The following is a 21575-nucleotide window of genomic DNA, read 5'->3' as shown; positions in this document are numbered from 1 at the left end:
GAACGACCATGCAACTGGCGATACTTGGAGCAAGCGGTCACGGCAAGGTCGTGGCCGACACGGCCGTTGCGGCCGGCTGGGAAAGAATTGTTTTCTTCGACGATGCCTGGCCTGGCTTGACGCGGATCGGCCCGTGGGAGGTGGCCGGCGATACAGCACAGCTGCTCGCGCGCATTGGCGAATTCGATGGCGCGATCGTCGCGATCGGAAACTGCACGGTCAGGATGGAAAAGCATGACGTTCTGCTGTCCGCGGGAGGACGGTGCGCGACCATCATTCATCCGCGCGCCTGGGTCAGCCCACATGCGGTTCTTGGTGCAGGGTGTGTCGTCATGGCTGGGGCGGTGGTGAACATCGATTCCCGCATTGGCGACGCCGGAATCGTCAACACAGGCGCAACGGTCGACCACGACTGCATGCTCGGCACGGCGGTGCATATCAGCCCGGGCGCGCATTTGTCCGGAAATGTCCACGTGGGCGCCGCCAGCTGGATCGGCGTGGGCGCGGCAGTGCGCCAGGGCATCCGTATCGGCGCAGGTGCAATGGTCGGGGCCGGGGCGGTCGTGGTGAATCCCGTGCCTGATGGGGTAACCGTAGTTGGTAATCCAGCCAGGCCGATTGGTGCCATGGCGTTTTGATTGACGCAGTACAGCTCAGAAAAGATAGATCAGGTTCACATGCTCAATACTCAGTTTTCCCCTTGGCCCAGCTTCACGGACGAGGAAGCTTCCGCAGTCCATCAAGTCCTGCTGTCGAACAAAGTCAACTACTGGACCGGCCTTGAAACCCGCCAGTTCGAAAAGGAATTCGCCGCTTGGTGCGGCACGGCGCACGCCGTTGCGGTCGCCAATGGAACGCTGGCGCTGGACGTCGCCCTGACAGCGATGAACATCGGTCCGGGCGACGAAGTCGTGGTCACCCCGCGCACCTTCATCGCCAGCATTTCCTGCGTCGCCAACGCGGGCGCGACACCGGTGTTCGCCGATGTGGAAGCCGACAGCGGCAACCTGTCGGCCGCCACGATCGCCAAGGTCATCACGCCCAATACCAAGGCGGTCATTTGCGTCCACCTGGCGGGCTGGCCCTGCGACATGGATCCGATCATGGCCCTGGCCGCGGAGCACGGCTTCCAGGTCATCGAGGATTGCGCGCAGGCCCATGGTGCGATGTACAAAGGCCGCATGCTCGGTTCCATTGGTCATGTCGGCGCCTGGAGTTTTTGCCAGGACAAGATCATGACCACCGGCGGCGAGGGCGGCATGGTCACGACCAATAGCGAAGCGCTCTGGCGCCAGATGTGGGCCTTCAAGGACCATGGCAAGAGCTATGAAGCGGTGTACGAGCGCGAACATGCGCCCGGTTTCCGCTGGCTGCACGAAAGCTTCGGGACCAACTGGCGCATGCTCGAAATGCAGGCTGTGATTGGCCGCATTCAATTGCAGCGAATGTCCGCCTGGACTGTGGCGCGCACGACGCACGCCCGCACGGTCTGGAACACCTGCCGCATGCACCAGGTCGTGCGCGTGCCGCAGCTGCCGGACGACCTCACGCACGCGCACTACAAGTGCTACGTGTACGTGCGTCCCGAGAAGCTGGCCCCCGGCTGGAGCCGCGACCGCATCGTCGAGGCCATCAATAAGCTGGGCGTGCCTTGTTACCAAGGCTCGTGCTCCGAGGTCTATCTCGAAAAAGCCTTTGACGATACCGGTTTCCGTCCTGTCGAGCGCTTGCCGGTGGCAAAGGAATTGGGCGAAACCAGCCTGATGTTCCTGGTCCACCCGACGCTCACCGGCCAGGAGATCGACCGCACCTGCACGGCGATCCACGAGGTGTTCACGGCCGCTGCCGGCAAGGCGGCTCCGCTCTAGCAAAACCCGGCTGCGTGCGAACCCAGCCGACATACCGGTAAACACCTGTGCTGGCTGGCAGGTGCAATAAATAGAAGAGGCGCAAGCCTCCCTGAAAGTGATGATGAGTAAGTTTGTAGATCGATTGCTTGCGCTGCCACGCTCGGTCAAGCGAGGGCTTGCACTGCTGGTGGATGTAAGTTTGTGCGTCGGGTGTGTCTGGATTGCCTTCGGCCTCAGGTTGGAGGAGTGGACCTTCCCTACCGAGCCGCAGGTGCGTGTCCTGATCGCTGCCGTGGGCCTGTCCGTGCCGATCTACGTTATCTCGGGCATGTACCGTGCGATCTTCCGGTTTTCGGGTGCCGACGCACTGATGGCGCTTGTGAAGGCCAGCACGGCGATCTGCTTGTTCTTCCTGCTGTTGTTCACTTTTATCGGCATTCCAGGGGTGCCTCGCAGCATTGGACTGGCCATTCCCCTGATGCTGTTCGTGACGGTCGGCGCCAGCCGCCTGTCGGTACGCTACCTGCTGGGTGCGCGCTACGTGCGCAATCCCGGACGGCGCGCGCTACCCCAGGTGATGATCTATGGCGCCGGCTCGGCGGGGCGTCAGCTTGCCAATTCGCTTGCGAGCGGCCAGGAAATGGTGGTGCGTGGCTTCATCGACGACGCACGCAACCTGCAGGGCGGGACGATCGACGGCCTGCGCGTGCACGCGGTGGCGGGTTTGCCGGCGCTGGTGAAGCAACGAGGCGTCACCGATCTGCTGCTGGCACTGCCGGCAGTGGGCCGCTCCCGGCGCGCCGAGATCATGCGCGTCATCCAGGACATGAAGCTGCCGCTGCACGTGCGTACCCTGCCTGGCCTGGCTGACCTGGCGCAGGGGAAGGTGCGCGTGCGCGATCTGCACGAGCTCGATATCGAAGACTTGCTGGGCCGCGATCCGGTGCCGCCCGACGACGACCTGCTGCACCGGAATATCCGCAACAAGATCGTGCTGGTCACGGGCGCGGGCGGCTCCATCGGCAGCGAGTTGTGCCGCCAGATCCTGAAGCTCGAGCCGCTCACGCTGATCCTCGTCGAACTGAGCGAATTCGCCTTGTACACCATCCATCAGGAACTGCAGGCAATCGCGGCTGGCAGCGGCGTGCGCGTGTTGCCGATGCTGGCGTCGGTGCGCGACGACGCGCGCATGCGCGAGATCATGCGCACCTGGCGGCCCGACACGATCTATCACGCGGCCGCGTACAAGCACGTGCCGCTGGTGGAACACAACCCCGCCGAAGGCGTGCGCAACAACGTGCTCGGCACCCTCGTCACGGTCAAGGCCGCGGCGGAATACGGCGTGCGTGATTTCGTGCTGATCAGTACCGACAAGGCGGTGCGGCCGACCAACGTCATGGGAGCGAGCAAGCGGCTTGCCGAGCTGGTGCTGCAGGGAATGGCGCTGCGTGGCAGCGCGACACGCTTTTCGATGGTGCGCTTCGGTAACGTGCTCGGCTCGAGCGGCTCGGTGGTGCCGCTGTTTCGCGAGCAGATCCGCTGCGGCGGGCCAATCACGCTGACCCATGCCGACATCACGCGCTACTTCATGACCATTCCTGAAGCGGCACAGCTGGTCATCCAGGCTGGTGCGATGGCCGAGGGCGGGGACGTCTTCGTGCTCGACATGGGAACGCCGGTGCGCATCATCGACCTGGCGCGGCGCATGGTCGAGTTGTCGGGACTGTCGCTCAGGAACGAAGACCAGCCCGAGGGCGATATCGAGATCGTCATTACGGCGCTGCGGCCAGGCGAAAAACTCTATGAAGAGCTGCTCATTGGCGATAACCCGACCGGCACCGCCCACCCGCGCGTGATGCGTGCGCGTGAAGATGCAATTGCCTGGGACCAGTTGATGACGAAGATGGCGACGCTGGAAGCGGCGCTGGCGGCGAACAACGTCGCCCAGATCAGGCTGATCCTGCACGGGCTGGTCGCGGGCTACCGGCCTGCGGACGAGATTGTCGACTGGGTGCACCTGGAACAGCTGCGGCAGGGCGAGGAGGCGGACCTGGTTGCCAACAGCTGAATGCAGGATGGTGCAGGAGAAGCGGATAGGGACGCGGTGGCGGCAAGACGCCCTGGCAGGCGTGTCAACTCAGGCGCAGGCTGTAGTGTTCAGCAGCTCGGGTCAGGCGCGGCGTCGGGCTGGTAGCAGACTCGGCCATTTCACAGACGGCCATCAAGTCGTCGGCCCATTGCGGAAAGGAAGGCTCCCCACCCGCGCTGACCGCGGCCTGGTATTCCTGAAGGGCTTCCTGTGCCATGCAGCGCAGCCGTCCGATCTTGTCCATGATTTCCTGCTGTGAATTGATAGTTACTGTTAGAAATAATATTGCAACATGTACACACATTCTCACGCGTGCACACAGTTTCGATATTACATGAACTCAGCCGTTTGATGTCGCACGCACCGTTCGAATTTGACAGTTGTTGTACGGAAACATCACGTCCGGTTCGGCTGTCCGCGTGCCCACTACGGTTTCGTTAGTTAGATACTTTGCCAAGTTGATCGAATTGAAAACATCCCGACGTAATCTCTACTGTGCGGTACTTGCTTCGCCGCTCATCACCGCCACTGCGGCCGCCCAGCCTGCGACCCCGCCTCAAGCATGGCTGTCCACGGGAGGGACCTCGCTGGCGACATCCGGCTCGTCAGGCACCCTGAACCTTCCCGACGGGCGCACGCTGCCTGACGGCGCCATGGTGTTCGGCGTGAACAATTACCTGGGCCCCAATTTCGCCCAGTTCGGCGACGCGGAAAACTATCAGTTCGCACTGGGCCTGCTGCCGCACCTCGAGATTTCAGCCCGCCTTGCGGAAATGAGCCCAGTCGAGTCCGGCAAGCGCGGCGCACGCGACCTGTCCGCTAACGTCAAGTTCATGCTGCCGCGCTTCTTCCGCTGGCAGCCGGACATTGCCCTCGGCGTCAACGACGTCAGTGGCGGTGCGGCCTATTTCAAGTCGACCTACCTGGTGGCGAGCGACCGCCTCGGTCCTGTGCGCTGGATTGCCGGCGTGGCCCGAGGCGAGGATTACCTGGGCAATTATTTTGCCAGTGCCGAAGTGCCGCTGTGGCGCAGCGGCGCATCGGTGATCCTCGAGCGTAACGGCGCGGCCAACAATGTCGGACTGCGTTACGAAAGTCCGGCTGTTCCCGTGCTGGCGAATGCGCGCTTCGTCGCCACCGCCCAGCGCGCTTTCGCCACCTCCACACCGGCGGGCAAGCCTTACGCACGCTCGGCCTTCGGTATCAACCTGGTGATTCCCGTCGGCGAGAACGGCAGGATATGGGATGTCCCGGCACGCCCGGCGCCGTCGGCGGTTGCCGTAGCCCAGGCCTATCCCCAGGCCGGCGCAGCGCCCGAGCCTGCGCCCGCGGCGGCGGCCGCCGCGCCCGGGCCGGTGCTGGCCGCGCCGCCGCGCCGTGCCGGCATGGACGCGAACGCGGCGTACGCATCGAAGCAGCCAGTCTTGCCACCGGTGGCGCCGCCCGCGCTTGCCGGCGATGCCATGGCGCGTATCCGTGACGCACTCGTGGCGGCTGGCCTGGAGCGCGTGCGCATCGGCAAGCGTGGCGCCGAGATGGTGGTCGAATACGAGAACCATCGCTATAACCAGAATGAAGTCGATGCCATCGGCGTCGCCCTGGGCGCGGCTGTCAGGCTGGCGCCGGCCGACATTCGCACGGTGTCCGTCGTGACCAAAAGGGCGGGACTGGCCTTGTACGGGACGTCCGTGGAGAGGGCGAGCTACCTGCGTTTCCTGGGGAACGGCCAGTGGCGTGAAGCGCAATCGGCGCTGTCCTTCCAGTTCCGCCCGAAGGCGGGCAGGGGCGTCCAGTGGCTCGACGTGGAAGAAGGGCCACGCGGCTATTCCCGCATCCGGGTCGAACCGCGCACCGTGCATTTCGTCGGCACCGAGAAGGGCCTGCTCGACTACAGCCTTGCCGCGAGTGTCCAGACCATCGTGCCGGCATGGACGGGCGCCGAGGTCTACACCAACTATGTGCAGACGGTGGCCGAGTCCGACGACGTGGCGCATGGTTTCCTGGGGTGGGCCCAGCAACGCAACGGCCTGCGCACCGCCGTGCTGAGCCAGGCGATCTGGCTGACCGACAGCATCGTCAACGTCACCTCGGCCGGCAAGTACATGTACGACCTCGACGGCGTGCAGAATGAGTCGACCTGGTTCGTGCCGGGTACTGGCGATCAGGTGCGCGTGCAATACAGCCACCTGCGCGAACAATTCCGCTACCGCTCGGACCACATCGAAGCGGGTCTGGTCTCATACATGTGGAACTACGCCCCCTTGAATGCGTCGGTCGAGGCCGGCTACCAGCGCTACCGTGGGGAGGACAAAGGGCCCTTCCTGCAGGTGAGCCGCTGGTTCGGCGATGTCCAGGCCCAGGCCTATCTCAAGAAGAGCGACGTCGAAATGCGCATCGGCTTCGGCCTGGCCATGCCGCTGACGCCGCGCAAGGGCATGAAGCCGGGCTGGACCCACGTGGAAGGCACGGGCAGTTACATGGCCCGGGTGGAAACCAAATACGCACGCCGCGGGGAGTGCAACTGCATCAACATGGGTGTGGTGGAAGAATTACCGATGGTATATGGCACGCGGGCGAACTATTTCAATCAGGGCCGAATCGGGCGCGAATATATCGTGCGCCAGATGCCGCGGATGCGAAATGCATTCCTGGAATATACGGACTTGATGAATCAGGAGTTTTAAATAATAGCCTCGCCGGTTCCGCGCATTTGGGCCGGCAAAGAGGCAGGTGACATTTGGGTGAGAATTGATCGCTTGTCTATTGCCAGGCAATTGGAAAGTTGCTGTCAGAAATGCACTGCTATATAGTGTTGTCGCTGATTGGCTGGCTGGGCGGTACCACGCATTTGTTCGAAAGCCGGTTTTTGCCGGAGTGCAGCGCGCACGACTTCGTTAATTAAGTATAACAACACAAAAAGGATGTATTGGATGAACAAGAGCTTTCAATTGAGCGCCGCTTGCAAACTGGTGCTGATGGCCGGCATGGTCTCTGCCCTGGCAGCCTGTGGTGGCGGCGGTGGCGATAGCGCGCCGCCACCGGTGGTGGTTGTGCCACCTCCTCCGGTTGTGGTCGTGCCGCCGCCGACGGTCAGCTATGCGATCACGATGAGCGGGACCGCCGCTACCGGCGCCGCCATCGCGGGTGCCACTGTGACCGCGACCTGCAAGACCGGTACTGCCACCGCCGTCACCGGCACCGACGGCTCCTATACCGTCAAGGTGGCGGTACCGGGTGAAGGTCCGTGCATCCTGTCGCTCACCCAAAACGGCGTGACCCTGCGCTCGATCGCCGCCGGCGATGGCGCCAAGGCCAACATCACTCCGCTGACCGAGATGTTCGTTGCCTATATTTCCACCTCGTCGGGCGCCGGCGTTGCTGCCACGCCAACCCAGCTGGCGCAGAACGCCAATGTGCGCGTCATCGTCGGTAACGCCACCATGATGACCGCCACCGCCAACCGCGTGGTCCAGCTCGTCTCGACGGCTGCCGGCGGCGTGTCCGTACCGAATGACTTCCTGTCGGCCACGCTGGTGCCGAAGAGCGCCACCAATCCTGGCAATGCCCAGGATGCGGTGCTGGAAGCCCTGAAGACGGCCAAGGTGGTCGGTGCCAATGGCGCCCCGATCGCGACCCTGCTCGAAAGCGTGCGCAAGGACGCTAGTGAAAACATCTTGACTGGTGGCACCGGCGGAACCACTGGTGGTAGCGGCGGCTGATAGCCATATCGCCGAATAAAAAACCGCGGCATATTGCCGCGGTTTTTTTATTCTGCAACGATACCGGATTATCGCGAGCCAGATATCCGAGGGTGAATGCCGTGCCGCATCAATCCCCCGGATACAGGACGTCGAATGAAGAAAATGAGCCAGGGCGACGGGCAAGCGGCCGCCGCGAGCGTCATTATTGCGTACATTCCTGGAATATATCCTCTTTAGCGCTCGCGTTGCGCTGCTATTTGCCCGCAAGCGCCGAAGCCGGATTAGCGCCAGCCGTGCAGGGCGATTCCGGCAAAGCCGGGCCAGGCCGAAAAATCGCGCTCGAGGCCAGGCAGCAGCTTGCGCAGGGCGTCGCGCTGGCCGTAAAAGCTCGTTGCGCTGCCATCGAGCGTGCGCTCGCCGCTCAGGCGATACCGGGGCAGGGTGACCTCCTTCACCGGCGCGCGCAGCACCAGCAGCGCGCGCTCCGTCCAGCTCGGCCAGCAGCAGTTCGCCCGCTTCGCCATCATCGGCGCGCACGTAGCGGCGCTGCACTTCGGCCCCCACCTTGCCCGCTTCCAGCGCAATGCGCACGCGCTTGCCGTACCGGGCACCCCAGTCGAGGAAGGGGACGGCGAAGCGGACAATCTGTTCCGGATCGGTACGGTAGTCCATCACCGCGATCGCGTCCGCCGCGCTGGCCAGGCCGTCCAGCAGCTCGGTCTTGTCCGACCACCAGAAGGGCACCACGAATTCGAGCGGCGTGCCCGCCGCGGCCTCATGCAGCGCGCGTGCCGTGTCGAGGTAGACGTGGTCGCGGTCCCGCGGTGCCAGCACGTCGTCGTCGAGCAGGTAGGGTTCGATATCGAACTGCATCGCGCGCAGCCGTTCGTCCGGCGCGACGGCGCGGTTGTAGGCGGCGTAAGCGCGGGCGCGGTCGACGGTGGCGGCGCGATGGTTGGGCAGCACCATGTGCGGGTCGCCTTCGACGGCCGTCACCGCGATGCCTGCGCGCCCGGCGCGGCGGACGAATGCGGCCAGGCGCGCAGGCTCGCGTACCTGCGCGCCGTCGAGGGTAACGACGATGAACAATTCCTTGATCTTTTCGCGCCCGGCCCAGGCCAGCAGGCCCTCGGCATCGTCGCGCCAGGCGGCGCGCTCCCAGATCCGGGGACGAACGCGACGCGACCGCCGCGGCCGGCTGGGCTTCGAGCGCCAGCGTGTCGAGCACCAGGGTTGCTTCCTCCTGCGGGCAGAGAATCACGAACTGGCGCCAGCTGGCGCGGTCGAGCGCCGCCGGCAAGGCCAGCTGTGCGCGCCGCGATGCCTTGGGGGGCCAGTTCGCCCGGGGATGCGAGGCTTCGCGCGCGGCCGACGCGGCGTCCGCCGCCTGGACGGAAAAGACGCCCGTTGCGGCATAGCTGGCCACCAGAAGCACGTTCGCGCGCGACAGGGTCCAGGGGCCATCGACCAGCACCCCGGCGGCGCGCGTGCCGGCCGCGCACTGCAGGCGCAGGCGGCCATCGGCCTGCTCCACGCGGACGCGTTCCTCGACGCCGAAGGGACGGATGCGGGCGTCGGCCAGCAGGTTGGCGCCCATCGGCTGCGGCCGCCGCGGCGGCGTCGCGCCCGGCGGGTCGGGCTGGGGCAGTTCGTGGCTGGACGGCGCGAAGGGCAGCTTGCCATGTGGGCCATACAGCAGGATGGTGCGCGCCGGGCGCTCCTGCGGCGGCAGCGGGTAGAGCGCGGCAACCTGGGCAGCCTCGACGCCGAGCGCAAGGCCGCGGCAAGCGGGGAGGCGGTGGCCACCACGGGACGTCGCCGCCAGGCAGCCTGGCGCGCACGCCTTCGGCCGGCGCGGCATCGGGCGGGCACCGGTAGAGGTGGGCGGCGTGGGCGCAGGAAGACATCAGGAAGAGCAGCGCGGGCAGCAGCCGTTTCATGGCGCGTCGCGCCCTTTGTCGGCCGGCAGGGGGTCATCGGATGGGGCCGGCGGCGCAGCGGTGGCCGGCGCCGGCGCGTTCTCTGCCGCCCAGTTGCCCTTGCGTTTCATCGCGCCCCAGGTCGACTCTTTCCCGCGCAGCCAGCGCCACAGGCCGATCAGGCGCCACCAGGTATTGAGCTGACGGTAGCCGAAGTTCTCGAGGATCACGATCAGGCCCAGCATCAGCAGCTGCTTGCCGCGCGGGTAGAGGTGGAAGGACATCTCTTCCAGCAGCAGGCCCGAGGCCGACAGCAGGATGCCCAGTCCCAGGGCGACGAACAGGAACGCCCCGAAAGCCACCCAGGAGACCAGGCCGGTGAGGAAGGCGTAAGTCATGAAGATGTAGCCGCCCAGTTCGATCACCGGTCCCAGCCACTCGAAGAAGAGCATGAAGGGAAAGGCGAGCCAGCCGGCCACGCCGCCGTTACGCGAGAACATCAGCCCCCAGTTGGCGTTCAGGCTTTCGGCCAGGCCGCGCTGCCAGCGCACGCGCTGGTTCTTCAGCGTCGCCATGTCCTCCGGGGCCTCGGTCCAGCACACCGGGTCGGGCACGAATTCGATGCGGTAGGGCTGGCGCTTCTCGCGCAGCGTGCGGTGCATGCGCACGACGAGCTCCATGTCTTCGCCGATGGTGTCGGGGCGGTAGCCGCCGGCCAGCACCACCGCGTCCTTGCGGAAGACGCCGAAGGCGCCGGAAATGATCAGCATGCCGTTCAGCGACGACCAGCCGAGCCGGCCGAACAGGAAGGCGCGCAGGTATTCGACGACCTGGAACAGGGCTAAGGCGTTCGTCGGCAGGCCCACGCGGGTGAGGAAGCCGCCCGATACTTCGCAGCCGTTCGCCACGCGCACGGTGCCGCCGGTGGCGACCATGGTCGGGTCGCGCAGGAAAGGCTCGGTGACCTTCGAGAGGCTGTCGCGCTGCAGGATCGAATCGGCGTCGACGCCGCAGAACAGCGGGTAGCGCGAGGCGTTGATGCCGGCGTTGAGCGAGTCGGCCTTGCCGCCGTTGAACTTGTCGATGACGCGCACGTTCGGGTAGCGCGTCGAGCGGTAGATCTGGCGCACTTCCTTGGTGGCGATCTGGCGCCGGTAGGCCTCGGGGAAGGGTAGCAGCGCGAATTCGCGCTTCAATACGTCGAGGGTGGCGTCTTTCGAGCCGTCGTTGATGACGACGATCTCGAACTCGGCATAGGTCAGCTGCAGCATCGAGCGGATCGAGGCGGCGATCGTCGCTTCCTCGTTGTACGCGGGCACCAGGATGCTGACCGGCGGCTCCAGGCCGGAATAGGCGCGCGGCAGGTTGTCGAGGAACTGCTCCTGGCCGCGCCGGCGCAAGGTGCGCAGCGAGAACAGGTTCAGCAGCAGATAGCCCCCGTTCAGTGCGATGAAAAAGCACAGCACGAACCAGGTGATGAAAGCGACGAGGAGGTTGCCCGTGTTCATGTCATCCCGCTTTCTGCCATCGCCTGCGACAGCATGTCGGCGGCGAAGCGGTCGGTCAGGGAAGCGCGCAGGCTTTCGAGTTCGGCGCGCGACAGGGCGGGCAGCTCCAGCAGCGCCTGGGCCGCGCGGTAGCGTACCCACCATTCGCGGTCGGCGAGCAGGGCCAGCAGGCGGTCGGCATCGGCGCGCCCGCCAACCCGGCCCAGCGCGCGCGCAGCCTGGACGCGCACCTGCCAGTCGGCATGCGCCAGCAGCGCGCGCACTTCCGCGATCGTCTCCGGCGTACGCACGCTGCGCAGGCCGGCGATCACCACCGGCATCGCTTCGCTCAGGAGCGCGGTACGCAGCACGCCGGCCGGCAGGGTCACGTGCAGGGCCTCGGCGATGCGCAGCGCGCGCGGCAGGCGCGCCGGTTCGAGGTCGGGAAGGATGCGCGCCAGCGCGACGGTGGCCGGGGCGATGGCCTGCTGCAGGATGCCGGCCGCCAGCGACAGCGCCCAGTCCTCGCGCTGGATGAACAAGGGCACCATGTAGTCGGCGGCGGCGCGCGGATCGATGCGCACCAGCGCCCATAGCGCGGTCAGGGCGACGGTGTTGTCGGCCTGGCCGGCCATGCGCAGCAGCGCCGGCCAGGCGTCCTTGTCGCGCATGTGGCCGAGCACGAGCGCGGCCAGCAGGCGCGCCGTGCGCGTGCCGCGTTCGAGCAGCACCCGCGCGTGGGCGTCGATGCCGAGGCGGCGCGCGACCTCGTTGAGCGCATCGCTGGCCTCGCCGCGCAGCGAACCCTGCAGGTGCGCCCAGAGGCGCAGGAAAGGCAGGCGCTCGGCGGGGTGCAGCGGCGGCAGGGAGAGGGGTGCCTCGCCGACGATGGCGGCGTTGAGCAGCGGGCGCCAGCGCGCCAGCACGCGCGCCTCGTTGCGTTCGCTGCGGCGCAGCACGATGCGCATGCCGACGATCTGCAGGGCAAGCAGGATCGTGAGCAGCAGCGCCCCAGGCCGGTCCAGATGGCGGCAGCGATGAAGGCATCGGAGGACGGCGTCAATGCCGGTCCAGGCGGGCTAGGCCCCCGGCCGCAGGTAGCGGCGCACGCGCGCCAGCAGCTCCGGGGCTGGAACGGCTTGATGACGAAGTCGCTGGCGCCGGCGTCGAGCGCGCGCACGGTGTCGCGCTCGGTGTTCTTTGCGGTGAGCATCAGCACGGGGATATCGCGCCAGAGCGGCTGGGCGCGGATCAGGGCCACGATTTCGAACCCGTCGACATACGGCAGCATCACGTCGAGCAGCACCAGCGCCGGCGGCTCGGCCTGCGCAATATGGGCAGACGCGGCCCGGCCGTCGGCCATGTGCACGACCTGGTAGCCCTGGCGCTCGAGCATGAAGCGCAGGACTTGCGAGATGTGTTCGTCGTCCTCGACGATGAGGACGGTGGGCGCCGGGCCCGCTGTTGTGTGCATGCGCTGACGGATTCGGGAATAGTGCAATGGTTGACTGCGGCAACATTATAGCCAACCCGCATGGTGCCGGGCGCGCCAGCCGGGCAGCCTCTTGGAAATATACTCAAATTCGTCATTTCCGTTGCTGACTGGCAACGCAGGGCTGGGTGCCGCGGCTAGCGTCCACGCAGCGGGTCGAGCAGGCCGCGCAGGTCGTTGTGGTCGAGCTCGTACATGAGCGACAGCAGTTCGCCCAGTTCGCCGCGCGGAAAGCCTTCGCGCGCGAACCAGCCGAGGTAGTGGCCGGGCAGGTCGGCGATCTTGCGGCCCTCGTATTTACCGTACGGCATCTCGCGCGTGAGAAGCAGGAGCAGGTGTTCGGGTGTCATCGTGGTGCCACTTTAGCAAAGAGTGCGAAAGGCGTAGCATGGACGCTACGAACGCTCGACTGGGAGAATCGTCATGAACCAAGATTTCGACCTGGACCGCTTCGTCGCCGCCCAGGACCCCGTGTATTCCACCGTCCTCGCCGAGCTGCGCACGGGCAGGAAGCGCAGCCACTGGATGTGGTTCGTGTTCCCGCAGATCCAGGGCCTGGGCAGCAGCGAGATGGCGCGCCGCTATGCGATCGCCTCGAGCGACGAAGCCGCCGCCTACCTGGCGCATCCCGTGCTGGGGCCGCGCCTGCGCGAGTGCGCCAGGCTGGTCGCCATCCACGACGACCGCGCCATCGGCGAGATCTTCGACAGCCCGGACGACCGCAAATTCCATTCCTCGATGACCCTGTTCGCCGACGTCGCGCCCGACGAAGCCGTGTTCCGGGGCTGCCTCGACACCTTCTTCGATGGCGAGCCAGATGCCGCCACGCTGGAACGCCTTTGAAGCCGCGGTGTCAGGAATTCTTGAAGTCGATTTTCAGGGGCAAACTCGGCGCCTGCCAGCGGTAGCGGCGGTCGAGCACGTCGCGTTTCGGTTCGGCGCCGCGCCAGTCGATGCCGAGCAGGCGGGTCAGGCTGTAGCCGAGCCAGTCGCCGCGTACCGGGGCGCTCAGCCCTTGCGCCGGCGCCGCCCGGTCGAACGAACTCCACAGCATCAGCGGGATGCGGTAGCCGTCCGGCGTGGTCGCGCTGTGGCCGGCGCGGTCGATCGTATGGCCCACTTCCTGGCCGTGGTCGGACAGGTAGACCCAGACCTGCTTGCCGGAAGCCTGGCGCGACAGGTCGAGCGTGGCCGCCACGGTGCTGTCGTGGTAGCGCACCGCCGAATCGTAGTCGTTGCGCAGTTCGCGCAGCCAGGCCGGACGCCCGGCTGCGCGCAGGCGCGCGTCGACGCCGTCGCTGGCACCCGCGAAGGGCTCGAGGCCGGCCGGGTGGCGCATGCGGTAGTGCGGATGCAAGCCCAGCATGTGCAGCACGATCAACTTGCGCGGCGCCGGATCGACCAGCGCCGCGCGTGCCACCGGCAGCACCTGTTCGTCGAGGGCGCGCGAGCCGCGGCCCGGCATGTTGTTCAGGATGCTCACCTGGTCGGCCAGGCGCGCATGCTCCTGCTCGATGGCGAGGTCGTTGTGGTTGCTGATCCAGAAGGTGCGGTAGCCGGCGGCCCGTGCCAGCGCCAGCAGGTGCACGCGCTCCTGCGCTTCCGGCGCGCCGAAATAGAACAGGTTGCGCAGGGCCGGCACCGTCGAGGCGTTGACCGACCAGGCATGGCGGAACACCTGCATCTGCCCGCCCAGCACGCGCTGGCGCTCGAACAGGGCGGGCGAGGTCGGGCGCGGGTAGCCATAGCTGCTGAGGTTACTGCGGTTCATGCTCTCGCTGATGACGAGCACCAGCGTGTCGGGACCGTCGGCCGACAGCACGGGCTTGATCGCGGCGGCGCCGGCCAGCAGTTCGCTGCGCTGGCGGCCGAGGCTGGCCCATTGCTGGCGCAGGTCGCCCACGTCCCGGGCCCATTGCGGCCAGAACAGCAGCGGATGGTGGCGGCGCCAGGGTTTGCTGACCAGGCTGCCCACCACCAGCGCGAACAGCAGGATGGCGAGCACGATGGTCCAGCCGCGCGGCCCGGGCAACTTCGGCGGCGAGCGCCACCAGAGCACCTGTCCCAGCCCCAGCGCTGCGCTCCACAACAGCCCGAACGCGCCCCAGGCCAGCAGGTCGCGCCAGTACATATTGACGAATTCGCGCGATTCCTCGCCTGTGGTGTTGGCGACGGCGGAGAGGACCATCGAACTGTTCGGCAGGGCGTCGTAGGCGGCGAGCAGGAAGCCGCGCACGGCGCCGTCGAGCACGAAGCCCAGCCCGAGGGGCGAAGCAGCAGAGCAGGCCCTGCACGCTGCGCCGGCGCGGGGTGCCCAGCGGCCACCACAGCCAGAACCAGGCAGGCAGCGCCAGCACCAGCATCTGCCAGGCGCGCGTGCCCGGTGGACCGGCGAGGATGGCGGCGGCCTGGGGCAGGGCCGTCAGCAGCAGCGGCAGCGCGCGCTGCACTGCGCCAGGCAGGCGCGTGGGCGATGTGACGGGAGCGGCGAGCTCGTCGAGGCAGGATTGCATGGGTCCGGGATGCTGGGGAAACGGATCAGGCCACCGCGCCGGCACGCGGCGGGCAGCGTGGGCAGGTGTGGCGTAAACGGACGACAAGGCGCTTCGATGGGGTCATGCAGGCTCGCAGGTGAAGGTTGCGGTACTGATTTCGCACCCGGTGGTAATCTTGATTGCGGTGCGGAAAGATTACCCGGTGCGGGTCAAGTGTATACCGTCGAGCGACGTATGCACGTTACGATTGGAAAATTTTTTTGGGCATGGCAAGTTTTACAGCACGCCGGGCGTAGCGCACGGCGCACGCGGCGGCACGCTTGATGGGACATGCGCGGGAGCGCTTCACGTTGTGCGTATAATCCGGCGGGTAACCGTCCTTCTTAATTAGAAAATAACAAACATGGCTTCATCCGAAAACATCAGCATGGCGGTCTTCTGCGACTTCGAAAACGTCGCACTGGGCGTGCGCGATGCGAATTACGAAAAGTTCGACATCAAACCCGTGCTCGAGCGGCTCCTGCTCAAGGGCAGCATCACGGTCAAGAAAGCCTATTGCGACTGGGATCGCTACAAGGGCTTCAAGTCGACCATGCACGAAGCGAACTTCGAGCTGATCGAAATCCCGCATGTGCGCCAGTCCGGCAAGAACTCGGCCGACATCCGCCTCGTGGTCGACGCGCTCGACCTCTGCTACACGAAGTCGCACGTCAACACCTTCGTCATCATCAGCGGTGATTCCGACTTTTCGCCGCTGGTCTCCAAGCTGCGCGAAAACAACAAGCAGGTGATCGGCGTGGGCGTCAAGCAGTCAACCTCCGACCTGCTGGTGGCGAACTGCGACGAATTCATCTTCTACGACGACCTGGTGCGCGAAGTGCGCCGCGCGGCTGCGAAACGCGATGAACGCAAGGCGCAGCCAAGCAAGCGTCCGGGCGACGACCGCCGCAAGGAAGAACTCGACGCGCGCAAGACGCAAGCCCTGGAAATGGTCGCCGAGACCTTCGACGCGCTGGTCTCCGAGCGTGGCGACACCGGCAAGATCTGGGCTTCGCTGCTGAAGGACACCCTCAAGCGCCGCCGTCCGGAATTCTCCGAGGTGTACTTCGGCTTCCGCACCTTCGGCAACCTGCTGGAGGAAGCGCAGGCGCGCGGCCTGTTCGAATTCGGCCGCGACGAGAAGTCGGGCACCTATGTGTTCCGCAGCAGCAGTGCGCCGGCCATGCCGGCGCTGGAAGGGATGGCCAGCGCCGATAGCGTGGCCGACTTGCCGGGAGCTCCTGGCGAGGATGCCGCGCCACCGGTCGAAGCCAGGGAAGAGAACAAGGCCAAGGGCCGCAGCCGTGGCGGCCGTGGCCGCAAGAACACGCGCGGCGAGGTGCCCTTCGTGGCGGTGACGCCGGACGAGGCCGTCCAGGCGTCGGACGATCAGGAAGTGCTCGAGCCCATCGTCGAAGAGGCCGCGTTCGACATTGCCCAGTCGTGGCCCACACCAGTGGCCGACGAGGCGGAGGTGCCGGTTGCCGAAGAGGCAGCACCGCTGCCGGAGACGGCTTCTGCCGAGCCGGCCAAGAAGGAAAAGCGCCGTGCGCCACGCAAGGCGGCGGGCAGGAAAGCACCGGCGGCGGATGCCGCGCCGGCCGACCTTGCTCCGGCCGATGCCCCTGCGGACGAGGCCCCGGCGGCCGAGGTGCCCGTGGCCGAGGTCGCAGCGCCGGTGGCGGCGATGGCGATGGATGATGCGGACGAGGAAGACGAACACGCCTTGCCGGACGACGTCAACGGCAACGTGGCGCCCGGCGAGAACGCCACGCGTGCGAAAGCCGGCCGCGGCGCACCCGCGCGTCCGGCACGCAAGCCGGCTGTGCGCAGCCGTCGTCCCGCCAAGCCGAAGGGATCGTCGGGTAATTCCTGACCGCTCCCGGCCGCGCGTCAAGGCGCGGCCCTGACCGGCCGGGCAGTACAGGGAAGGTCGTTCAACCGTCGTCGACAAAGGAGTCGCCATGCGTGTGCTTGCCGGATTGCTGCTGTCCCTGATTGCCGTCCTCCAGCCCGCGCTGGCCGCCCCGCCCGCGCCGGCGGCCAGCCATCCCATCCTCGGGATCTGGAAACTGAGCCTGCCCGACCTGCGCTGCTCGGAAACCTACCGCTTCCGCGGCGACGGCACCACCCTGGTGACCTCCGCCGAGGAGGTGTCCGAAAGCGAATACCGCATCCCCGACAAACCCAGCGCCAGGGGCTTCTACAAGCTGGAAGACCGCATCGTCAAGGACAACGGCAAGAAGGATTGCGCCGGCGAGATCATGAAGGTGGGCACCCAGGCGACGAATTTCGTGCGCTTCCATCCGTCGGGAGCGCTGTTCCTGATGTGCAGCGACGAGACGATGCAGGCCTGTATCGGGCCGTTCGAGCGGGTGGAGGGGGAGGAGACCTGATTCCTGGCTGACGGCTCCGGCGGTTGTAGGGTGGGCTCTCGAGCCCACGCGGGATCACGGGTGGCATGGCGGCGAAATCGCTCTGATACGTGTCGTCCGCGTTGACCGATGGGGTGTTCCGCGACACGAAAGACAGCGTGGACACAGGTGTCCACCCTACGTATCGCGAGTATCGTTGGTCGCGGCAGTCCGTAGGGTGGACTCCCCGAGTCCACGCGGTATCACGGTGTGCATGACGGCGAAATCGCTCCGATACCTGTCGTCCGCGTTGACCGATTGGGTGTTCCGCGACACGAAAGACCGCGTGGACACAGGTGTCCACCCTACGTATCGCGAGTATCGTTGGCCGCGGCAGTCCGTAGGGTGGACTCCCCGAGTCCACGCGGTATCACGGTGTGCATGGCGGCGAAATCGCTCTCACCCATGTCGTCAGGGAGAACTGGTCGGGTATTCCGCGACACGAAAGACCGCGTGGAGTCATTGAAGCCGGGGGGCATTGAAGCTGGGAGCTTCAATGCAATGACGTGTCCACCCTGGGTATGGCGGTGCATCGCCCGCCAACGATCATCACCGGCCGCGGTAGTCGGGTACCGCGCGAGGGTGTATATTGCTGTGCGAAACGTATATCACCCACGCACACATGTCCCCGGTTCTCCTCTTCTGCATCCTCATCGCCTATTTCGCGCTGCTCCTGGGCGTGGCCTGGGCCACCTCGCGCAACGCCAACAACGACAGCTTCTTCATCGGTAACAAGAGCAGCAACTGGATGCTGGTCGCCTTCGGCATGGTCGGCACCACGCTTTCCGGCGCGACCTTCATCAGCGTGCCGGGCGCGGTCGGCAAGGATGGCTTCGGCTATGGCCAGATCCTGATCGGCTACGTCATCGGCTACATCGCCGTGGCCTATATCCTGCTGCCGCTGTACTACCGCCTGAAGCTCACCTCGATCTACCACTACCTGCAGGTGCGCCTCGGACGGCGCGCCTACCAGAGCGGCGCCGGCTTCTTCATCGTCTCGCGCCTGCTGGGCTCGACCGCGCGCCTTTACCTGGTGGTGAACATCCTGCAGGCGCTGATCCTCGACGGCCTGGGCATTCCGTTCTGGCTGACCACGCTGGTGATTCTCGCCATGATCCTGATGTACACCTACCAGGGCGGCGTGAAGACCATCGTCTGGACCGATACCCTGCAGACCTCCTGCATGCTGTTCGGCCTCTTCGCCTGCGCCTGGTTCCTGCTCGATGCGCTGGGCATGTCGGTGCCCCAGAGCCTGGACGCGATGCGCTCAGAGGGCCTGGCGCGCATCTTCACGACGGACTTCGACAGTCCCAACTTCTTCCTCAAGCAGATCGTCGCCGGCGTCTTCATCGTGCTGACGATGACGGGCATGGACCAGGAAATGATGCAGAAGACGATCTCGGTGAAGACGCTGGCCGACTCGCAGAAAAACCTCCTGAGCCTGACCGCCGTGCTGGTGGTGGTGCTGTCGGCCTTCCTCTTCCTCGGCGGCCTCTTGTACCTGTATGCGCCCACCGTCGGCGTGGCGGCCACCGGCGACAGGATCTTCCCGGCCGTGGTGATGGGGCATTTACCAGGCGCGGTGCAGATCATCTTCCTGATCGCGCTGGTGTCGGCCCTGTTTCCGAGTGCCGACGGGGCCATTACCGCGCTCACCTCGACCTTCTGCATCGACATCCTCGGCATCCAGCGCCGCGCGGACCTGAGTCCGGCCGCCCAGGAAAGCCTGCGCCGGCGCGTGCACCTGGGCTTTGCCGCGTCCTTCCTGTTCCTGGTGCTGGGCTTCAAGCTGATCGACGAGCCGAGCATGATCAATATCATCCTGAAGCTGGCGGCCTATACCTATGGCCCGCTGCTCGGCTTGTTCGCCTTCGGCATGCTGACGCGGCGTACGCTGCACGACCGCCTGGTGCCCTTCGTGACAATCGGCGCACCGATTCTTTGCGCGGTTCTTGAGTTTTATCAGCAATATTTGCTCGGAAGCTACCGACTGGGCCTTGAACTGCTGATTCTCAATGGCATACTCGTATTCGCCGGCCTGTTCGCAATCTCGAAGGCGGAGAGCGCGGACAACCTGGCGCTCACGGCCTGACCTTTTATTTCATTTAGCGGAGTCCTGATGTCCTTCAAGCCCATGTCTACCCTGCGCCGCGGCTTCGGCGCGTTCTGGCGCGGCCTCGACGCCACCCGGCGCTTCGTGCTCAATGCCCTGTTCCTGCTGGTGCTGGTGATCCTGATCGTCGCCCTGAGCAGCGGCGGTCCGAAGCCGCTGGGCGCGAAGACCGCGCTGGTGCTCGAGCTGCGCGGCGACCTGGTCGAGGAGCACAGCGGCGACCTGCGCGACGCGCTGCTGTCGAACGTCGGCGGCGAAGTGCGCCGTACCGTCGAACTGCGCGACCTGCTCAACGTGCTCGAAGCGGCGCGCAAGGATGAGAACATCGGCAGCGTCGTGCTGCTGCTCGACGAACTCGACGGCGGCGGCATGGCCATGCTGCACGAGGTCGGCGCCGCGATCGACCGCGTCAAGGCCGCCGGCAAGCCCGTCGTCGCCTGGGGCGGCAGCTTCGACCAGAAACGCTACCTGCTGGCCTCGCACGCCACCGAGGTGTACATGCACCCGATGGGCATGATCCTGATCGAAGGCTTCGGCCACCACCGCAATTATTACCGCGACGCCCTCGACAAGCTGGGCGTGACGGTCAACCTGATCAAGGTCGGCACCTACAAGAGCGCCGCCGAGCCCTTCATCGCCAACGGCCCTTCGCAGGCCGCCAGCGAAGCCGACGCCTACCTGTATGGCGCTCTCTGGCAGAACTATACGGGCACCGTCGAGAAGAACCGCAAGATGGCTGCCGGCGCCCTGGCGCGCGGCATCGACCAGCTGCCGCAATTGATGGACGCGAGCGGCGGCAACGCCGCCAAGGTCGCGCTCGACCTGAAGCTCATCGACGGCATCAAGACGCGCGACGAAGTGCGCAGCATGATGGTCAAGCGCGGCGTCTATGACGAGGCGGCCAAGAGCTTCCGCCAGGTGTCGTATGGCGACTACCTCGCGCGCCATCCGCAGCCGGCCTTCGGCGACGCGGTCGGCGTGATCGTCGCCGCCGGCGAAATCACCGACGGCCAGGGCGGCCCGGGCACGGTCGGCGGCCGCTCGACCGCCAACCAGATCCGCCAGGCCCGCGAGGACGACAGCATCAAGGCCGTCGTGCTGCGCGTCGATTCGCCTGGCGGCAGCGCCTACGGTTCGGAGCTGATCCGCCGCGAACTGGAACTCACGCGCGCGGCCGGCAAGCCGGTCGTGGTCTCGATGGGCAACGTCGCCGCGTCGGGCGGCTACTGGATGTCGATGGCATCCGACGAGGTCATCGCCGACCCGGCCACCATCACCGGCTCGATCGGCGTGTTCGCGCTGCTGCCGACCGCCGACAAGGTAGCTGACAAGCTGGGCGTGCACACTGCCGGCGTGACCACGACCTGGCTGGGCGACGCCTACAACCCGCTGCGTCCGCTCAACCCGCGCTTCGGCCAGTTGGTCCAGTCCAGCATCAACAACGTCTACCGCGAATTCACCACCAGGGGCCGCCGTCGCGCGCAAGACCACCCCGGCGAAAATCGACGAAGTCGGCCAGGGCCGCGTCTGGACCGGCGCCCAGGCCAGGAGCGCGGCCTGGTCGACCGCCTCGGCAGCTATGACGACGCGTTGCGTTCGGCTGCCAAGCGCGCCAAGCTCGGCGACGATTTCCGCGTCACCTACGTCGAGCGGCCGGGCACGGCGCTGGAGCGTTTCCTGTCCATGTTTGGGGTGTCGGCGGCACAGGTGTTCACCATCCGGTGAAGCTGGGCCTGCTCCCCGACGGCCTGCCGAACGCGCTGCCGGCCGGCGCGGCGGCGCATGTCGCCAGGGACCTGGGCTGGCTGTCCGAGCTGGCCGATGGCAAGAAGCCATTTGCCGCCGTGACGCACTGCCTGTGCGAAATGCCGTAAGGTCGACTCGATTCATGTAGCGAGTTTGTATCCGTTGTTACAATTGTAAGAAGAGGGCCCCGGGTAATCCGGGGCTTTTTTCGTCTGCGCTTCCAGCATCCG

At 66.1% G+C, this 21575-nt stretch carries 18 protein-coding genes and 1 pseudogene; 11 read left to right on the top strand and 8 right to left on the bottom strand.

All coding sequences use genetic code 11. The features are described 5' to 3' along the window. Nucleotides 1-8: 8 nt before the first annotated feature. From G4G28_RS16480 to G4G28_RS16470, 3 genes are all read left to right on the top strand, one after another. Nucleotides 9-638 carry an acetyltransferase gene (locus G4G28_RS16480; protein WP_182989081.1) on the top strand — a complete coding sequence of 210 codons (630 nt, stop codon included), beginning with the start codon at nucleotides 9-11 and terminating at the stop codon, nucleotides 636-638. A 39-nt stretch (nucleotides 639-677) separates the two neighbouring features. Continuing rightward, a complete protein-coding gene (locus tag G4G28_RS16475) occupies nucleotides 678-1868 on the top strand; it encodes a DegT/DnrJ/EryC1/StrS aminotransferase family protein (RefSeq protein ID WP_182989080.1) in 1191 nt (396 codons plus the stop codon). 100 nt (nucleotides 1869-1968) lie between these two features. Beyond that, a complete protein-coding gene (locus tag G4G28_RS16470) occupies nucleotides 1969-3918 on the top strand; it encodes a nucleoside-diphosphate sugar epimerase/dehydratase (protein ID WP_182989079.1) in 1950 nt (649 codons plus the stop codon). 64 nt (nucleotides 3919-3982) lie between these two features. Here G4G28_RS16470 and G4G28_RS16465 read toward each other — a convergent pair whose 3' ends face one another. Further along, the gene (locus G4G28_RS16465) at nucleotides 3983-4183 is read right to left on the bottom strand and encodes a hypothetical protein (protein WP_182989078.1); all 201 of its coding nucleotides are present in this window, start codon (nucleotides 4181-4183) and stop codon (nucleotides 3983-3985) included. A 139-nt stretch (nucleotides 4184-4322) separates the two neighbouring features. Between G4G28_RS16465 and G4G28_RS16460 the strand changes: the two genes are divergently transcribed. Next, on the top strand, nucleotides 4323-6623 hold the full coding sequence (locus G4G28_RS16460; RefSeq protein WP_183107600.1) for a YjbH domain-containing protein: 2301 nt from the start codon (nucleotides 4323-4325) through the stop codon (nucleotides 6621-6623). A 246-nt stretch (nucleotides 6624-6869) separates the two neighbouring features. Beyond that, nucleotides 6870-7658, top strand: a complete 789-nt coding sequence (locus G4G28_RS16455; protein ID WP_182989076.1) for a hypothetical protein — start codon at nucleotides 6870-6872, stop codon at nucleotides 7656-7658. A gap of 263 nt (nucleotides 7659-7921) precedes the next feature. Here the strand turns inward: G4G28_RS16455 and G4G28_RS16450 are convergent, their stop codons facing one another. The 6 genes and pseudogenes from G4G28_RS16450 to G4G28_RS16425 all read right to left on the bottom strand — a co-directional run bounded on the left by G4G28_RS16450 (nucleotide 7922) and on the right by G4G28_RS16425 (nucleotide 12888). Further along, nucleotides 7922-8167 (bottom strand): hypothetical protein, encoded by a 246-nt coding sequence (locus G4G28_RS16450; protein ID WP_183107599.1) that lies wholly within the window; start codon nucleotides 8165-8167, stop codon nucleotides 7922-7924. 248 nt (nucleotides 8168-8415) lie between these two features. Next, entirely contained in the window at nucleotides 8416-9501 is a 1086-nt protein-coding gene (locus G4G28_RS16445) for a hypothetical protein (RefSeq protein ID WP_183107598.1), read from the bottom strand. Between the two features lie 75 nt (nucleotides 9502-9576). Continuing rightward, the gene (locus G4G28_RS16440; protein WP_182989073.1) at nucleotides 9577-11067 is read right to left on the bottom strand and encodes a glycosyltransferase family 2 protein; all 1491 of its coding nucleotides are present in this window, start codon (nucleotides 11065-11067) and stop codon (nucleotides 9577-9579) included. After that, nucleotides 11064-12014 (bottom strand): HEAT repeat domain-containing protein, encoded by a 951-nt coding sequence (locus tag G4G28_RS16435; protein WP_183107597.1) that lies wholly within the window; start codon nucleotides 12012-12014, stop codon nucleotides 11064-11066. The genes G4G28_RS16440 and G4G28_RS16435 overlap by 4 nt, the downstream gene beginning before the upstream one ends. 215 nt (nucleotides 12015-12229) lie before the next feature. Continuing rightward, nucleotides 12230-12442: pseudogene (locus G4G28_RS26615) on the bottom strand (response regulator); the annotation flags it as partial. Between the two features lie 233 nt (nucleotides 12443-12675). Next, the gene (locus G4G28_RS16425; protein WP_182989071.1) at nucleotides 12676-12888 is read right to left on the bottom strand and encodes a DUF3820 family protein; all 213 of its coding nucleotides are present in this window, start codon (nucleotides 12886-12888) and stop codon (nucleotides 12676-12678) included. 73 nt (nucleotides 12889-12961) lie between these two features. Here G4G28_RS16425 and G4G28_RS16420 point away from each other — a divergent pair, with 73 nt between their 5' ends. Next, on the top strand, nucleotides 12962-13381 hold the full coding sequence (locus G4G28_RS16420) for a DUF1810 domain-containing protein (protein WP_183107596.1): 420 nt from the start codon (nucleotides 12962-12964) through the stop codon (nucleotides 13379-13381). A gap of 10 nt (nucleotides 13382-13391) precedes the next feature. Here the strand turns inward: G4G28_RS16420 and G4G28_RS16415 are convergent, their stop codons facing one another. After that, the gene (locus G4G28_RS16415) at nucleotides 13392-14789 is read right to left on the bottom strand and encodes a phosphoethanolamine transferase (protein WP_183107595.1); all 1398 of its coding nucleotides are present in this window, start codon (nucleotides 14787-14789) and stop codon (nucleotides 13392-13394) included. Nucleotides 14790-15436: 647 nt separating this feature from the next. Between G4G28_RS16415 and G4G28_RS16410 the strand changes: the two genes are divergently transcribed. From G4G28_RS16410 to G4G28_RS26610, 5 genes are all read left to right on the top strand, one after another. Then, complete coding sequence (locus G4G28_RS16410; RefSeq protein WP_183107594.1) at nucleotides 15437-16948, top strand: NYN domain-containing protein; 1512 nt, start codon at nucleotides 15437-15439, stop codon at nucleotides 16946-16948. 88 nt (nucleotides 16949-17036) lie between these two features. Next, nucleotides 17037-17468 (top strand): hypothetical protein, encoded by a 432-nt coding sequence (locus tag G4G28_RS16405; protein WP_229425137.1) that lies wholly within the window; start codon nucleotides 17037-17039, stop codon nucleotides 17466-17468. 640 nt (nucleotides 17469-18108) lie between these two features. Further along, entirely contained in the window at nucleotides 18109-19578 is a 1470-nt protein-coding gene (locus tag G4G28_RS16400; protein ID WP_182989067.1) for a sodium:solute symporter, read from the top strand. Between the two features lie 27 nt (nucleotides 19579-19605). After that, nucleotides 19606-21324 carry a signal peptide peptidase SppA gene (sppA, locus tag G4G28_RS16395; RefSeq protein WP_229507687.1) on the top strand — a complete coding sequence of 573 codons (1719 nt, stop codon included), beginning with the start codon at nucleotides 19606-19608 and terminating at the stop codon, nucleotides 21322-21324. Continuing rightward, nucleotides 21321-21473: a hypothetical protein gene (locus tag G4G28_RS26610; protein WP_229425135.1), complete on the top strand. Its 153-nt coding sequence runs from the start codon at nucleotides 21321-21323 to the stop codon at nucleotides 21471-21473. Before sppA ends, G4G28_RS26610 begins: the two co-directional genes overlap by 4 nt. Nucleotides 21474-21575: the final 102 nt, after the last annotated feature.

This window comes from Massilia sp. Dwa41.01b, assembly GCF_014171775.1.
Taxonomy (GTDB): domain Bacteria; phylum Pseudomonadota; class Gammaproteobacteria; order Burkholderiales; family Burkholderiaceae_D; genus Telluria.
The sequence above is the reverse complement of the archived record's forward strand: the minus strand, read 5'-3'. Positions and strand labels throughout refer to the sequence as shown.